We start from the raw sequence: 15,425 nt of genomic DNA, 5'->3' as shown, positions 1-15,425 counted from the left end.
CCAGGGTTCGCGGCGCCGCTGACGATTCACCGAATCGAGACCGCATCGACGATGTCATGCGTCAGGGTGCGACCACCCCGGCGACGGGGATCCGGCCCGCGACCGCGGTCCGGAAGTCGACCATCGCCCGCTGCAGGTGGTCGGGCGAGGTGACGACCACCGCGCTCGTCGCGCCGCGACCGGCGAGGATGCCGTTGGTGTTGCGCGCGTTCTCGACGGTGGACCGGGAGGTGTTCTCCTCGGTGATGCGGAACCACGGAATGCCGTTCGCGATCAGCCACGCGCGCATGGCGCCTGCTTCGGTGATCCCGTTCTTGGGCACGCCGCCCGAAACGATTATCGGGGACAGCGGGTAGCGGCGCGCCACCTGGAGGGCCGCCTGCAGCCTGGACACGAGCACCGGGCGCATCGTCCCGTCGGGGAACAGACCGGCGCCGAGCACGACGATGTTCGTGCCCAACTGGTTCAGGTCGAGGACGACGGGGAATTGGGTCGTCAGGGTTTCCATGCGGGTGCAGCCGACGATCGTGTCGCGGACCGGGCTCTGGCAGCCGCCGATGGTCGACAGGACGCCGTTGACCAGGGTGGTGGGGGTGATGTCTGCGTGCGCGGGGGCGGACACTGTGACCGCTGCAGCGGAGGCGAGGAGGGTCGAGAGGGCTGCGATGGTAAGGCGTCGAATACGCCTTGATGCCGAAAAATGCTGCATGGCACTCCTTTTCGTATGGTTGCCCCGACGGAAGGTGGTGACAGCCTACGAGTGTGCCTCAGTCGTGCGGATTGCACACGAGCTTCGGGTGTGACCGGCGCGTCGCGTCGGCGTGTCGCGCCGAGGTGGAGGTCCGGGCGTGTCGCCGGTCAGCGGTCGGCGTGCGAGAGTGCCGAGGGCCACCAGATCGCGCGCCCGATGTCGTGCGAGAGCGCGGGGACGAGGACGCTGCGGACGACGATGGTGTCGAGGAGGACGCCGAACGCGACCGCGAACCCGACCTCGGCGAGGAACACCAGCGGCAGCACCCCGAGCACCGCGAACGTCGCGGCGAGGACTATGCCCGCGGACGTGATGACCCCGCCGGTGACGGCCAGGCCGCGCAGCACGCCGGACCGGGTGCCGTGCCGTTGCGCCTCCTCGCGCACCCGCGTCATCAGGAAGATGTTGTAGTCGATGCCGAGCGCGACCAGGAACACGAATGCGAACAGCGGGAACGAGGGGTCGGCTCCGGCGAAGTGGAAGACGTGCGTGAAGACGAACCCGCACACGCCGAGCGTCGCCGCGAACGAGAGCACCACGGTCGCAATGAGAATCACAGGTGCCAGCAGGGCGCGAAGCAGCAGGGCCAGCACCACGAAGATGACCGCCAGCACGATCGGGATGATCACGTTGCGGTCCCGCACCGAGGCGGCCTGCACGTCCGCGGTGGCCGCGGTGCTGCCGCCGACCAGGGCGTCGGCGCCCGGCACCGCGTGCACGGCGTCCCGCAGTCGGTCCACGGTCGCGAGCGCCTCCGGCGAGTCGTAGGAGTCCGCGAGCGTCGCGTTCACCACGGTGCGACCGTCGATCGGCTGGACGGTCAGAATCGGTGGGGGACAGCCAGTCGGGAGTGCGGAGCCGGTGCCGGCGCCGAGTTTGGCGAGCTCTGCCAGCTTGGCGTAGTCGACCTGCAGGCACACCGATCCCGGCGCGGTGGAGACGCCGGGGGTGGCGGCCGCCGCGGCCATGACCGCGTCCACCTGATCCGCGTTGGTGACGATCACCGCGGGCGCTCCGGTTCCGGGATCGAAGTGGGTGTCGTAGATCTGCTGCCCGCTGACGGCGTCGGGGGTGTTGGTGAAATTCTCGGCGGATGTCAGGCCGCTGGTGTGCAGGCTGCCGATCCCGACGGCGAACAGGACGACGAGCAGGGCGGTGGCGCCGACCCAGGCCGGGCGGTCGCGCCGCCCGACGGCGGCGGCGATCCGTCCCCACCAGCCGTGGGTGGCGAGGTCGGCGGCATGGTCGACGTGTGGGATCCGCGGCCAGAACACCCAGCGGCCGGCCAGAGCGAGGAACACCGGCAGGAACGTCATCATCACGAGGTAGGTGCAGCCGATGCCGATCGCCGCGACGGGGCCGAGGCCCTTGTTCGAGTTCAATTCGGAGAACCCGAGACAGAGCAGGCCGAGAACCACGGTGAGCGCGGAGGCGGTGATCGCCGGAGCGGATTCGCGCCAGGCCCGGATCATCGCGTCGAACCGATTCGGGAAGTGGTGCAGCTCCTCCCGGTAGCGGGAGATCAGCAGCAACGCGTAGTCGGTGCCCGCCCCGAGCACGAGGACCATCAGGATGCCCTGACTCTGTCCGGTGAGCGTCAGCACCTCTGCCTTCGCGAGGAGATAGATCAGCATCGACGACAGTCCGAGCGCCAAACCGGCGGACAGCAGCGGGAAGAACCACAGCACCGGCGAGCGGTAGACGACGAGCAGGATCGCGATCACCACCAGCACCGCCGCGAACAGCAGCGTGCTGTCGAGTCCCTCGAACGCGTCGATGAATGCCACGAGCAGTCCGCCGGGACCGGCGGGCAGCACCTCGAGTTCGGCGGTCGCTGCGGACTTCGCGGCGTCCATGACCTGCTGTTCGGTGGCCGCGAGTTGGTCGCCGGTGACGTCGGTGCCGTCCTTCTTGGCGACCAGTGGGACGTACTGGGCGGCGGTGGTGCCGTCGGCCGAATACTGGGTCGGGGTCATTCCGGTCGCGTCGACGCCGTCCACGCCGGCGACCGCCTCGCCGGCACGCGCGATCGAGGCCCGGTCCTCCGGCGTGAGCGGGCCGTCACGGTGGTAGACGACGAATCCAGGGATGGTCTGCACAGTGACGAAGGTCGCCGCCTCGTTCGCGGCGACCGTGGACTCGGCGGACTCCGGCAGGAACGCGGCGTTGTCGTTCTTCTGGACCTCGGTCAGCTTGCCCTGGTAGGCCCCGCCCGCTCCGCCCACGAGGAAGACGAGCACGGCGAGAACCAGGACGGCGAGGACGGGCCACCCGCGACGCGGGGCGGGTGGCGGGTACCGGGCGGGTTCGGTGTCGAGGTCCACGTCGGTCATCGGGTCCCTGGCATCTTTCGCTCGGAATGCACGGTTCGGGCTCCACCAATGCGGTCCAGTACACCACGCACAGGCGGCCTGCCGCGCGGTCGGCGAGACGGGCGATCGGATCGAACCAATTTCGATGCCACCGGCCTCGAATATGTTCTAAGTTGTCCCGCATGACTGCTCAGGAACTCTCCCGGCGCGGCTTCCTCGCTGCCGCGGCGGCGGGGGCCGCCGCCTTGACCACCCTCGGCTGGACACCTGCCCACGCGCTCCCGTCGAGCGATGCCCGGGTCACGCTCCCGCCGCTGCCCGCCTTCCCGGAAGGCATCCCTCTCTCGCAGCAGGGCTATGAGAACTGGGTGAAGGAGATCGTCTTCGACGAGGTGTGGACCTGTGCGCCCGCGACCGCGGAGGACGTGGTGCGGGTGGCCAACTGGGCGCACACCAACGGCTACCGGCTGCGCCCGCGCGGCACCATGCACGGGTGGAGCCCGCTGACCCTGGTGCCGGGACAGAACGTCGACAAGGTTCTTCTGGTCGACACCCTGAGCCACCTCAATCACGTCGTCGTCAACCAATCGGTGGAGCCGGGGCGCTCGACGGTCACCGCCGGCGGCGGTGCGATGCTGATGGCCGTGCTGACGGAGCTGGAGAAGCACGGCCTGGGCTGGGCGAACTCACCGGCCATCGGCGAACTGTCGATCGCGGGCATTCTCGCGATCGACGCGCACGGAGCCACCCTGCCCGCCGACGGGGAGACGGTGCTCCCCGGCGCCTCGTTCGGATCGATCAGCAACCTCGTCACGAAGCTGACCGCGGTGGTGTGGGACACCGGGCGCGGCGAGTACGTGCTGCGCGAGTTCACCCGGGCGGATCCGGGCATCCGGCCGCTGCTCACCCACCTCGGCCGCACGTTCGTCACCGAGGTCACCCTGCAGGCCGGACCGAACTATCGGCTGCGGTGCCAGTCGTCCACAGACATTCCGTGGCGTGAGCTGTTCGCGCCCGCCGGGTCCGCGGGCCGGACCTTCGAGAGCTTCGTGGCGAAGTCGGGCCGGGTGGAGGCGATCTGGTTCCCGTTCACCGACACCCCGTACCTCAAGGTGTGGACCCCGACCCCCACCAAGCCGTCGAAGTCACGGGAGGTGACCGGACCCTACAACTACCCGTACTCCGACAACCTGCCGAAGCCGGTCACGGATCTGCTCGGACAGATCGTCAACGGCGCCGGTGCGCTGACCCCGCTGTTCGGACAGACCCAGCTGGCCACCTTCAAGGCTGGGCTGGCCGCCACCAACGGCGCCGACCTGTGGGGCTGGTCCAAGGACGTTCAGTTCTACCTGCGGGCGACGACATTGCGGATGACGGCCGGTGGCGGCGTCGTGATCACCAAGCGTTCCAACATCGCCCGGGTCATCAACGAGTTCGTCACCTGGCACAACAAGCGGCAGCAGGAGCTCAAGGCGAAGGGGAAGTACCCGATCAACGGCCCGTTCGAGGTGCGGCTGTGCGGCCTCGACGACCAGTCCGAGGTCACGGTGGAAACCGCGGGCCCGCCGACGATCTCGGCCCTGCGCCCGCGACCGGACCATCCGGAGTGGGACACCGCGATCTGGATGAATGTGGTCGGTGTCCCGGGCACGCCGGGGATGGCGGCGTACTTCCGCGAGATGGAGCGCTTCATGCGCGCGAACTACAGCGGCGACTACGCCACGTTCCGCCCCGAGTGGGCCAAGGGCTGGGCCTTCACGGACCAGGCCGCGTTCGTTGACGCCGAGACCATCGGCACGGTCATCCCGCAGACCTATCGCGCCGGCGTGCCGTCCGGAGACAACTGGGATTCCGCGGGCGCGGCGTTCAACGCGTACGACCCGCACCGGATCTTCACCAATCCTCTCCTGGACAGGTTGCTTCCGTAGTGGGCCCGCTCAGTCGTCCAAGGCCTTGAGCAGGTCGAAGGCGCCGATCTCCAGGCCGGCGAGCCTGTTGGTCGCGATGACGAGCGCCCGGCCCGCTTCCCGGTCCAGAACGATGACGCTCTGGAAGCCGCCCGTCCCGCCGCTGTGCACGGTGTACTGGCGGCCGTCGCGAGGTATGACCGCCCAGGACATCGCGCTGCGGACCCCGAACAGCCGATCCCATCGCGGAGTCATCGCGTCGGCGCCGGGAGCGGTGCCGTCCAGCAGGGCGCGGGCGTAGCGCGCCAGGTCGGGCACGGTGGAACGGAGTCCTCCCGCCGGGGAGTAGGCGTCGATCGGCCAGGCGTCCGCCGGCCTGCCCTGCTCGTTGAAGCCGGTGCTCGCGTCGGGTGGGAGGTCGGCCGCGGTGAGCGGAAGCCAGGTGTCGCTCATGCCGAGCGGTTCGACGATGCGTTCGCGCAGCAGCGTCGTGTAGTCGGTGTGGGCCGCTGCGGCGACCGCCTCGCCGAGCAGGGCGTAGCCGAGGGTCGAGTACCCGAAGGCGCCCCTCGTCAGCAGCGGTGCGCACCGGGCATGAGCGAGGAGTTCCTCGCGGTCGAAGGTGAAGGGGTTCTTGCCCTCCAGCTGCCACTGGATGCCTCCCATCACCATGTTCGGGGCGATGGGGAACTGTGGAAGCCCGGAGGTGTGCGCGGCCAGCTCGACCAGTGACACATCGGCAACCGGGGTACCGGCGACCGGGAGGAGTTCCCCGACCTTGGTGTCCTCGCGGACCTCGCCGCGGGCGACCGCGTCGGCGAACAACTCCGCCGTGAAGGTCTTGGTGATCGACCCGATCTCGTACTCGGAGTCCTCGGTGGCGCCGAACCAGGCGTACCGGACCCCGGTCGAGTCGATGTACGCGACTCCCGCCTGGTCGTGGGGTGCCCGTTCCAGGATCGGGCGGGCGGCGTCGGCCAGCGCCGCGTCGCCCACTCCGGTGAACGGGGCGAGGGCGCCGGCTCCCGGTGCGGCGCCCAGTGTCAGTGCGATCGCGCAGGTGGCGACGATCAGTGCATTCCTCATTCAGTCCCCCCATGGAAAAGTAACGGTCGGTTTCATATCGGGGTGCGGCGGTGGCCGTTACCGCCGCACCCCGACGTCCCGAATTGCCGGCCGCGTCGCATCGAGACCAAAGAGTTGTCGGCGGGACCCCGGGCGCGGACCACCGGGATTTCATACTGGAGATGGCGCCGATCGCGCCGTCCGGCTGCGCCGAATCCGAGGTGACCACCATGAGGATCGGAATCCCCCGCGAACTCAAGAACCACGAGTACCGCGTCGCCATCACTCCCGCCGGAGTGCACGAACTCGTCGGCCGCGGCCACCGGGTTCTCGTCGAAGCGGGCGCGGGCGTCGGCTCGTCGTTCCCCGACGACGACTACCGCGCGGCAGGCGCACACCTCGCGTCCTCGGCCGACGACGTGTGGTCCGAGTCGGAGCTGGTGCTCAAGGTGAAAGAGCCCATCGCCGAAGAGTATTCGCGACTCCGTGCCGATCAGGTGCTGTTCACCTACCTGCACCTGGCGGCGTCCCGTGAATGCACCGAGGCGTTGTTGGCCGCGGGGACCACGTCGATCGCGTACGAGACGGTGCGCGCCCCGGACGGGTCACTGCCGCTGCTGGCCCCGATGAGCGAGGTCGCGGGTCGGCTGGCCCCGCAGGTCGGCGCCTACCACCTGATGGCGAACGCAGGCGGTCGCGGCGTCCTGATGGGGGGAACGCCGGGGGTGCGTCCCGCGGACGTGGTCGTGCTCGGGGGCGGCGTCGCGGGGCAGAACGCGACCGAGATCGCGGTCGGCATGCACGCCGACGTCACCGTCCTCGACCTCAACCCCGCCCGACTGCACGAGATCGACAGCCGCTACCGCGGTCAGGTTCGCACCGTCGTGTCCAACTCCTACGAACTCGATCGGGCCGTGGTCGGAGCGGACCTGGTGATCGGGGCGGTGCTGGTCCCGGGTTCGCGGGCGCCGAAGCTGGTGTCGAACGAGCTGGTGTCGCGGATGCGTCCGGGATCGGTGCTGGTGGACGTCGCGGTCGATCAGGGTGGTTGTTTCGAGGACACCCGCCCCACGACGCACGACGCCCCGACGTTCCGTGTGCACGACTCGGTGTTCTACTGCGTCGCGAACATGCCGGGAGCGGTGCCGCGTACGTCGACGTTCGCGCTCACCAACGCCACGCTGCCGTACGCCGTTGCACTCGCCGACCTGGGCTGGCGGGCGGCGACCGCCGCCGACCCGGCGCTCGCGGCGGGGCTGACCACCGACCACGGCGCCATCCTGTCCCCGGAGGTCGCGAAGGCCCACGAGTAGCCCTGGGCAGTGTCGGTTGCTCTGGCGGCCGGAAAAGCGCACGGATGGCGAAGCTGCCTAGTCTGGGCGAATGAGCGACGCCATCGAAATCCAGCGGGACGGCGACATCGTCACCTGGACCCTGAACCGACCCGACACCCGCAACGTCATCTCCGAGCCGGACATGGTGCAGGCGTTCGAGGACGCCATTGCCGCTGCCAACGCCGACCGCACGGTCCGCGTCGTGGTGCTCGCGGCCAACGGCCCCGCCTTCTCGTCCGGCGGCAACGTCAAGCACATGCGGGACCGGGTCGGCATGTTCGGTGGTGCACCCGCCGACGTGCGCGACGGCTACCGGCAGGGCATCCAGCGCATCCCGAAGGCGCTCTACCACTGCGAGGTTCCGGTGATCGCCGCGGTCGGCGGGCCCGCGATCGGCGCCGGCTGCGACCTCGCGCTGATGTGCGACATGCGCGTCGCGTCCACGGCGGCGAAGTTCGCGGAGAGCTTCGTCAAGCTCGGCATCATCCCCGGCGACGGTGGCGCCTGGTTGCTGCCGCGCGCCGTCGGATTGGCGCGAGCCGCGGAGATGGCGTTCACGGGCGACGCGATCGACGCCGAGACCGCACTCGAGTGGGGTCTGGTGTCGCGGGTCGTCGAACCCGACGAGCTGCTCCCGACCGCACACGCCCTCGCGGCCCGGGTCGCGGCGAACCCGCCGCAGGCGCTGCGGATGACGAAGAAGCTGCTTCGTGAGGGGCAGCATCAGAGCCTCGAATCGCTCCTCGAACTGTCGGCGGCGATGCAGGCGCTCGCACACCACACCCGCGACCACCACGAGGCGGTCGCGGCGATGCTGGAGAAGCGTCCCCCGAAGTTCGTCGGGGAGTGACGACACCGGGCGAATCGCGGGTGGGAGATTGGCCACGTCCGCACCGTTTGTCGGCGCGTCATCGTAGAGTGTGCATCCGTGATCATCGTCAGTACGGACGGCTCCTGCCTGCGGAATCCCGGTGGCGCGATCGGCTGGGCGTGGGTCAACCATCACGGACCGAGTCGGTCGGGCGGTGAGCGGTCGGGCACGAACCAGATCGCGGAACTCCGGGCGCTGCTCGAGGCGATCCTCGCCCATCCGGGCGACGAGCCGCTGCTGATCGAATCCGACTCCCAGTACGCGATCAAGTGCGCGTCCGAGTGGGTCGCCGGCTGGAAGAAGAAGGGCTGGCGCACCTCCTCGGGCGACCCGGTCAAGAACCTGGACCTGATTCGCGACATCGACCAGGCCCTCGCAGACCGGAAGGGCCCGGTTCGGTTCCGCTGGGTTCGTGGTCACGTCGGCAACCACTACAACGAGGAAGCCGACCGGCTCGCGGGCGAGGCCGCACGCGCCGTCGCTGCTACCGCGACGGCCGCGCATCAGCCTGCCCGGACCACTCCGACCACGCCCCCGGCCACGGGTGCCGCGACCACCGGTTCTCCTGCGAAGAAGACCCGACAGGTGCGGCGACGTCCGGTGCGCCCGGTCGATCCCGAGCCCGCGTTGTTCGACCTGCCCGCCGAATCCAAGGAACTAACCCTCTTCTGATTCGTCTCGCCGCGCGCGGGACGGGCGCGGTCAGAGTCCGAACACCCGGGCAGCGTTGTCGTGGCAGACGCCGCGTATCCAGTCGTCACCCAGGCCGAGGCGGGCGACGGCGTCCAGAGCGTGGACATACGGATACGGGATGTTCGGGAAGTCGCTGCCGAACAGGATGCGGTCACCGAGGTCGCGCAGTCGGCGTGAATCGGCGGGGTCGGACGGCGCCATGTCGCCGATGAAGTCGGTGAACGCCATCGTCGTGTCGAGCATCACCGACTCGTAGCGGTCCGCCAGGTCGAGGAATGGGGCGTACTCCGGCATCCCCATGTGCGCGATGATCAGCGGCAACCGCGGGTAGCGGGACATCAGCGACTCGATCCGGTCCGGACCGGTGAACCGTCCCGGTGCCGGACCGGAGCCGCAGTGGATGACGACCGGCACGCCCGCGTCCTGGATCTGCCCCCAGACGTCGTCGAGCAGCGGGTCGTTCGGGTCGTAGTCGCCAACCTGGATGTGCGACTTGAACACTCGGGTGCCCGCCGCGAGTGAGTCGGCCACGTAGCCGGCCGCGCCGGGCTCCGGGTAGAAGGTGCTGGTGTGCAGGCAGTCGGGGTTGCGGGCGGCGAACTCGACGGCCCACTGGTTCAGCCAGGCCGCCATGTCCGGCTTGTGCGGGTAGATCATCGAAGTGAAGGCGTACACGCCGTACGAGCGGAGCCGATCGAGACGGACGTCCTCGTCGTGCCGGTACTGGATCGGCCACACCACTCCGGTCAGCGGGCCCGCCGAGTCGAAGTAGGCCCACACCTTGTCCATGACGCTCTTCGGCATGAAGTGGGTGTGCACGTCGACGATTCGCTCGAGCCCGTGGTCGGTGCGGAATCGCGTGACGGCGTCCACATCGGCGCGGCGATCGTCGTCGGACGGTGTGGACTCGGAATCGTTAGGTTCGCACATGGAAACACCCTGTCATGTCGCTGCAGATGGGCTGAACGAGGTCGACACCGGCGTCGGGCGTCAATACGGTTGCGGGCGGCCCATCACTCGTTCGGGCCGAAGAATCAGCATGGAAGGACACCCATGATCACGAATGCGATCAACTTCATCCTCGGCTCGGTCGGCAACGTCGCCGCAGGTAGCAGCGGCTACGAGATCGAGCCGGGCACACTGCCGTTCGGCAGCTGATCGCACCCCGGTGGCGTGACCGAACCGGTCGCGCCACCGGAGGCGTCCGCGACGCGGGGTCAGAAGGCATCCGCGACGCGGACCAGGGTGCGGCCGGTCTGGCCGCCTCCACGGATCAGGTCGAGAACCGCAGCGACGTCCCGGACCGGCACCTCACGGGTCAGCGAGTCCAGGTGCCGCGGCCGCAGGTCCGACTCGATCCGCTGCCACAGCGCGCGGCGCTTCTCGATCGGCAGCTGCACGGAGTCGATACCGAGCAGGTCGACGCCGCGCAGGATGAACGGCAGCACCGTCGTGTTCAGCGCCGCACCTCCCGTCAGTCCGCTCGCCGCGACCGCGCCCCCGTACTGCACCGTGCTGAGAACGTCGGCGAGGGTGGCGCCGCCGACGCAGTCGACAGCCGACGCCCACCGGGCCTTGCCGAGAGGACGCGGCTTCGCATCCGGGTCGGCGGGCAGTCGGCCGATGACCTCTGATGCGCCCAGCGACGTGAGCAGGTCGTGGGCGTCGGCCTTGCCGGTGGACGCCACCACCTCGAACCCCGCCGCCGCGAGCAGGTCGACGGAGACGCTGCCGACGCCGCCCGATGCGCCCGTCACCAGGACCGGGCCGTCGCCGGGGGTGAGGCCGCGGTCGAGGAGGGCCTGCACACTCATCGCCGCGGTGAAGCCCGCGGTACCGACGGTCGCCGCCTCGGCCGGGGTCAGCGTCGCCAGCTTCACCACCTGACCCGCGGGAACCCGTGCGTACTCGGCGTAGCCGCCGTGCCTGGCCGTGCCGATGTCGTAGCCGTGGGCGACGACCCGGTCGCCCGGCGCGAAGTCGGGGGAGTCGGACGAGACGACCTCGCCCGCGACGTCGATTCCCGGCACGATCGGGTACTCGCGGACGACCCCACCGCGCGGGGTGACGGCGAGAGCGTCCTTGTAGTTGACGCTCGAGTACTCGACGCGCACGAGAACCTCGCCGGCGGGGAGCGCGGTGTCGTCGAGGGTGTCGGTGGTCAGCGTGATCGCCCCGTCGGACTCGCGGGCGACGAGGGCGGAGAAGGTGAGGGTCACGAGTTCGAGACTAGGGCGTGTGTCTAGACCGTCTCGGCGACCCGGACGCCGAGCATGGCAGCGGTGAGGTCGGCGTACTGGTCGACGAGAAGGTCGGGGTCGGTGCGGCGGCCGGGCTGGTACCACCGCGCCACGTCGATGCCCATGGACAGGAGGGCGCGGGCGGCGGTCGCGACGGCGGGCACGGTGAAGTCGCCGCTGTCGACGCCGGCCTGGATCTCGTCCCGAACGAATTGTTCGGTGTCCCTGCGGATGTCGGCGACCTCACGGTAGTGGTCGTCGGTCAGGGCGGAGATCTCGTACTGCGCGACCCGGCAGACGGTGTGGTAGCGGATGTGCCACGACGTGAAGGCCCGCATCAGCGCGCGCATGCGTTCGAGTGGGGTGTCGGCTTCCGCTGCTGCGGCGCGAATGGCGTCCAGTACCCCGTGGTGTCCGATGCGGCTGACCTCGTACAGCATCGCCTCCTTGGACGGGAAGTGGACGTAGAGTGCGGCGGGGCTCAGTCCTGCGCCTTCGGAGATGTGACGGGTGGTGGTGGCGTGGTAGCCGCGGTCGGCGAAGGCGGTGACGGCCGAACCGATGAGGCGCCGGGCCACGTCGGAGGTGACGTCGGTGAACAGCGCATCCACTTCCGGTGAGTCCTTGTGGCCCGCATGCGGACCGGTAGGGCTCACGGGGGTCGGCGGCTTGCTCATCGGGAGCCTCTCTTCAGGTGTCGCGCGTGCCTTGACATCATGCCTCATCGACGGTCTACTAAGTGAGCGCTTAGTTGACGAAGGGTGTCTGCCATGACCACCGCACCGCTGTCCCGCCGTGACCTCGACTTCCTGCTCTACGAGTGGCTCGACGTCACCTCGCTCACCGAACGCAAACGCTTCGCCGAGCACTCCCGCGAGACCTTCGACGCGGTCCTCGACCTGAGCGCGGACATCGCGATCAAGCACTTCGCCCCGCACAACAAGAAGGCCGACGCCAACGAGCCGCACATGCTGGCCGACGGCACCGTCGAGATGATCCCCGAGGTCGGCGAGGCGCTCAAGGTGTTCGCCGAAGCGGGCCTCATCGCCGGACAGTTCGACGAATCGCTCGGCGGCATGCAGTTGCCCGCGGTGCTCGCGCGCGCCTCGATGGCATGGTTCCAGGCCGCGAACGCGAGCACGTCCTCGTACCCGTTCCTGACCGTCGGCAACGCGAACCTGCTTGTCGCACACGGCAGCGAGCAGCAGATCGACACCTATGTGCGCCCGATGCTCGAGGGCCGTTTCTTCGGCACCATGTGCCTGTCCGAGCCGCAGGCAGGTTCCTCCCTCGCCGACATCACCACCAAGGCGGTGCGGCAGGGCGACGGCACCTACCGGCTCACCGGCACGAAGATGTGGATCTCCGGCGGCGATCACGAGCTGACCGAGAACATCGTCCACCTGGCCCTCGCCAAGGTCCCCGGCGGACCCGCGGGCGTCAAGGGCATCTCCCTGTTCGTGGTACCGAAGACGCTGGTCGACGAGGACGGGTCGCTCGGCGAACGCAACGACGTCACCCTCGTCGGCCTCAACCACAAGATGGGCAACCGCGGCACCACGAACACGCTGCTGAACTTCGGCGACGGCACCCATACGCCGGGCGGTCGAGCGGGCGCGATCGGTTACCTCGTCGGCGAGGAGAACCGCGGCCTGTCGTACATGTTCCACATGATGAACGAGGCCCGCATCGGTGTCGGATTCCTGGCGATCTCCCTCGGCTACGCGGGTTACCTCCAGTCCGTCGAGTACGCCGCGACCCGGACGCAGGGCCGGGCCGCCGACGACAAGGATCCGACGTCGGCGCCCGTGCGGATCGATCGTCACGCCGACGTGCGCCGGATGCTGTTGGCGCAGAAGGCGTATGTCGAGGGAGCCATGGCACTCGGCCTGTACTGCGCCAAGCTGTTCGACGACCAGGAGACCGCCGAGGGTGAGGACGCGTCGCGCGCAGCGCTGCTGCTCGACACGCTGACTCCGATCGTGAAGAGCTGGCCGTCCCAGTGGTGCCTCGAGGCGAACAACCTGGCCATCCAGGTGCACGGCGGGTACGGCTACACCCGCGACTACGACGTCGAGCAGTTCTACCGGGACAACCGCCTGAACCCGATTCACGAGGGCACGCACGGCATTCAGGGCCTGGATCTGCTCGGGCGCAAGGTGACGATGGGCGGCGGCGCCGGCCTCGCCCTGCTGGCCGAGACGATGGGGGCCACCATCGAGCGGGCGGACGCGGCAGGCGGGGCTGCCGCCGAGTACGCCGCCCAGCTGCAGGCGGTGCTGGGTCGGGTTGTCGCGACGACGGGAAAGCTGTGGGGCACCGGTGATCCCGAGGTCGCGTTGGCGAACTCGTCGACCTACCTGGAGGTGTTCGGGCACCTGGTCGTGGCGTGGATCTGGTTGGAGCAGCTGCTCGCGGCCGAGGGCCACTCGGGCGACTTCTACGACGGCAAGCGCGCCGCGGCGCGGTACTTCTTCCGGTATGAGCTGCCGCGGACGGGCCCGCAGCTGGACCTGCTCGGAAGCCTCGACCGCACGCTGCTCGACGTGGATCCGGCCTGGTTCTGACGACCAGGTGGGACACAGTCAAATAACTGTGGTCATGAATAGGGAACTCGAATAGGGAAGCTGTCGACGCGGACGACCTCCTGGGGTATGAACGAGTGAGAATTGACGTTCACTTCAGGAGGCGCTCGTGTACGTGGGGAAATTTGCCGACATCACACCGGACAAGCCGGCGATCATCCGGCCTGCGACCGGTGAGCAGCTGACCTACCGCGAACTCGACGAACGGTCGACGCGTCTGGCGAAGTACCTGCGTGAGTCCGGCGCGAAGACGGGCGATCACGTCGCGCTGATCTCCGGAAACGACCTGCGGGTCCTCGAGGTGTACTGGGCGGCCCTGCGCACCGGGCTCTACATCACCGTCGTCAACTGGCACCTGACGCCCGCCGAGGCCGCGTACGTCGTCAACGACTGCGGCGCGAGCACCCTCGTCGTCTCCGCAGACGCCGCAGCCGCCATCGACCTCGCTCCGGACGCCTTTCCCGGCGTCACCAACCGGCTCGTCTTCGGCGGCGAACTGGACGGTTTCGCCGACTACGAGGACGCCCTCGCGGAGTTCGACCCGTCACCGCTCACCGATCAGCCGCGCGGCCAGGACATGCTGTATTCGTCGGGCACCACCGGCAGGCCGAAGGGCATCAAGCCGAAGCTGACGGGCGGCCAGGTCCACGACACGCCCGACCCGTACACCGCCGTGTTCGCACCGCTGTACGGGTTCGATGCCGACACCGTGTACCTGTGCCCCGCGCCGCTGTATCACGCTGCGCCCCTTCGCTTCGTCGGCACCATCACGTCCGTCGGCGGCACCGTGATCCTGATGGACCGGTTCGATGCCGAGCAGGCCCTCGAACTCATCCAGCGGTACCGCGTGACCGCCAGCCAGTGGGTGCCGACCATGTTCGTGCGCATGCTCAAGCTGCCCGCCGAGGTCCGCGACCGGTACGACGTCTCCAGCATGAGGGTTGCCGTGCACGCCGCGGCGCCGTGCCCGCCCGAGGTCAAGCGGTCGATGATCGAGTGGTGGGGCCCGGTGATCCAGGAGTACTACGCGTCCACGGAGGGGTCGGGTGCCACGTTCATCAACAGTGAGCAGGCCCTCGCCAAGCCCGGATCCGTCGGCCACGACGGTGTGATGGGCATCGTCCACATCTGCGACGACAGCGGCGTGGAGCTGCCGAGCGGGGAGATCGGCACCGTGTGGTGGGAGCGCGACGAGCATCCGTTCGAGTATCACAACGCTCCGGAGAAGACCCGGGAGGCAACGCATCCGGACCACGGGACCTGGACCACCAGCGGCGACATCGGCTACCTCGACGACGACCGCTTCCTGTTCCTCACGGACCGCGCCGCGTTCATGATCATCTCGGGCGGCGTCAACATCTACCCGCAGGAGACCGAGAACGTCCTGACGTTGCATCCCGTCGTGTTCGACGCCGCCGTCATCGGGGTGCCGAACGACGAGATGGGCGAGGAGGTCAAGGCCGTCGTCCAGCTGGAGCCCGGCATCGAGCCGGGCGACGAACTCGCCCGCGAACTCCTCGAGTACGTGCGTGAGCGGGTCGCGCACTACAAGGCGCCCCGCACGATCGACTTCACCGACACCCTGCCCCGCACACCCACCGGCAAGCTGGTCAAGCATCAGCTCCGCGCCCGGTACCAGAACGCCTGACCCCCAGGAGGAGGGGAAC

12 protein-coding genes are annotated in these 15,425 nt (G+C 69.0%); 6 read left to right on the top strand and 6 right to left on the bottom strand.

From position 1 onward, the window contains the following. Nucleotides 1–61: 61 nt before the first annotated feature. Nucleotides 62–709, bottom strand: coding sequence for a YdcF family protein (locus FFS72_RS01300; RefSeq protein ID WP_137872239.1), 648 nt, complete (start codon nucleotides 707–709; stop codon nucleotides 62–64). 149 nt (nucleotides 710–858) lie between these two features. Continuing rightward, nucleotides 859–3,084: an MMPL family transporter gene (locus FFS72_RS01295; RefSeq protein ID WP_137872238.1), complete on the bottom strand. Its 2,226-nt coding sequence runs from the start codon at nucleotides 3,082–3,084 to the stop codon at nucleotides 859–861. A gap of 161 nt (nucleotides 3,085–3,245) precedes the next feature. Here FFS72_RS01295 and FFS72_RS01290 point away from each other — a divergent pair, with 161 nt between their 5' ends. Then, on the top strand, nucleotides 3,246–4,991 hold the full coding sequence (locus FFS72_RS01290) for a cholesterol oxidase substrate-binding domain-containing protein (RefSeq protein ID WP_137872237.1): 1,746 nt from the start codon (nucleotides 3,246–3,248) through the stop codon (nucleotides 4,989–4,991). 9 nt (nucleotides 4,992–5,000) lie between these two features. Here the strand turns inward: FFS72_RS01290 and FFS72_RS01285 are convergent, their stop codons facing one another. Further along, the gene (locus FFS72_RS01285; protein WP_137872236.1) at nucleotides 5,001–6,056 is read right to left on the bottom strand and encodes a serine hydrolase domain-containing protein; all 1,056 of its coding nucleotides are present in this window, start codon (nucleotides 6,054–6,056) and stop codon (nucleotides 5,001–5,003) included. A 209-nt stretch (nucleotides 6,057–6,265) separates the two neighbouring features. On the opposite strand from FFS72_RS01285, the gene ald reads away from it, so the two are divergent. From ald to FFS72_RS01270, 3 genes are all read left to right on the top strand, one after another. Beyond that, nucleotides 6,266–7,348 (top strand): alanine dehydrogenase, encoded by a 1,083-nt coding sequence (gene ald / locus FFS72_RS01280; protein WP_137872235.1) that lies wholly within the window; start codon nucleotides 6,266–6,268, stop codon nucleotides 7,346–7,348. A gap of 70 nt (nucleotides 7,349–7,418) precedes the next feature. Then, nucleotides 7,419–8,219 carry a crotonase/enoyl-CoA hydratase family protein gene (locus tag FFS72_RS01275; RefSeq protein WP_137872234.1) on the top strand — a complete coding sequence of 267 codons (801 nt, stop codon included), beginning with the start codon at nucleotides 7,419–7,421 and terminating at the stop codon, nucleotides 8,217–8,219. A gap of 78 nt (nucleotides 8,220–8,297) precedes the next feature. Then, nucleotides 8,298–8,912: a ribonuclease H family protein gene (locus tag FFS72_RS01270; RefSeq protein ID WP_050064141.1), complete on the top strand. Its 615-nt coding sequence runs from the start codon at nucleotides 8,298–8,300 to the stop codon at nucleotides 8,910–8,912. 30 nt (nucleotides 8,913–8,942) lie between these two features. Here FFS72_RS01270 and FFS72_RS01265 read toward each other — a convergent pair whose 3' ends face one another. From FFS72_RS01265 to FFS72_RS01255, 3 genes are all read right to left on the bottom strand, one after another. Next, nucleotides 8,943–9,863, bottom strand: a complete 921-nt coding sequence (locus FFS72_RS01265) for an amidohydrolase family protein (protein ID WP_171018506.1) — start codon at nucleotides 9,861–9,863, stop codon at nucleotides 8,943–8,945. A gap of 287 nt (nucleotides 9,864–10,150) precedes the next feature. Further along, a complete protein-coding gene (locus FFS72_RS01260) occupies nucleotides 10,151–11,152 on the bottom strand; it encodes an acrylyl-CoA reductase family protein (protein WP_137872233.1) in 1,002 nt (333 codons plus the stop codon). A gap of 23 nt (nucleotides 11,153–11,175) precedes the next feature. Next, nucleotides 11,176–11,850, bottom strand: a complete 675-nt coding sequence (locus FFS72_RS01255; protein ID WP_137872232.1) for a TetR/AcrR family transcriptional regulator — start codon at nucleotides 11,848–11,850, stop codon at nucleotides 11,176–11,178. Between the two features lie 93 nt (nucleotides 11,851–11,943). Here FFS72_RS01255 and FFS72_RS01250 point away from each other — a divergent pair, with 93 nt between their 5' ends. Beyond that, entirely contained in the window at nucleotides 11,944–13,740 is a 1,797-nt protein-coding gene (locus FFS72_RS01250; RefSeq protein ID WP_137872231.1) for an acyl-CoA dehydrogenase, read from the top strand. A gap of 127 nt (nucleotides 13,741–13,867) precedes the next feature. Beyond that, complete coding sequence (locus tag FFS72_RS01245; RefSeq protein ID WP_137872230.1) at nucleotides 13,868–15,406, top strand: AMP-binding protein; 1,539 nt, start codon at nucleotides 13,868–13,870, stop codon at nucleotides 15,404–15,406. Nucleotides 15,407–15,425: the final 19 nt, after the last annotated feature.

It is taken from the genome of Rhodococcus sp. Q (assembly GCF_005503035.1).
Taxonomy (GTDB): Bacteria; Actinomycetota; Actinomycetes; order Mycobacteriales; family Mycobacteriaceae; genus Rhodococcus_G.
The sequence above is the reverse complement of the archived record's forward strand: the minus strand, read 5'-3'. Positions and strand labels throughout refer to the sequence as shown.

Excerpts from the sequence above, each read along its gene's own strand:
- FFS72_RS01275 (WP_137872234.1), top strand. The coding sequence starts at position 7,419 with ATGAGCGACGCCATCGAAATCCAGCGGGACGGCGACATCGTCACCTGG.
- FFS72_RS01250 (WP_137872231.1), top strand. The coding sequence starts at position 11,944 with ATGACCACCGCACCGCTGTCCCGCCGTGACCTCGACTTCCTGCTCTAC.
- FFS72_RS01300 (WP_137872239.1), bottom strand. The coding sequence starts at position 709 with ATGCAGCATTTTTCGGCATCAAGGCGTATTCGACGCCTTACCATCGCA.
- ald (WP_137872235.1), top strand. The coding sequence starts at position 6,266 with ATGAGGATCGGAATCCCCCGCGAACTCAAGAACCACGAGTACCGCGTC.
- FFS72_RS01290 (WP_137872237.1), top strand. The coding sequence starts at position 3,246 with ATGACTGCTCAGGAACTCTCCCGGCGCGGCTTCCTCGCTGCCGCGGCG.
- FFS72_RS01295 (WP_137872238.1), bottom strand. The coding sequence starts at position 3,084 with ATGACCGACGTGGACCTCGACACCGAACCCGCCCGGTACCCGCCACCC.
- FFS72_RS01265 (WP_171018506.1), bottom strand. The coding sequence starts at position 9,863 with ATGTGCGAACCTAACGATTCCGAGTCCACACCGTCCGACGACGATCGC.
- FFS72_RS01285 (WP_137872236.1), bottom strand. The coding sequence starts at position 6,056 with ATGAGGAATGCACTGATCGTCGCCACCTGCGCGATCGCACTGACACTG.
- FFS72_RS01255 (WP_137872232.1), bottom strand. The coding sequence starts at position 11,850 with ATGAGCAAGCCGCCGACCCCCGTGAGCCCTACCGGTCCGCATGCGGGC.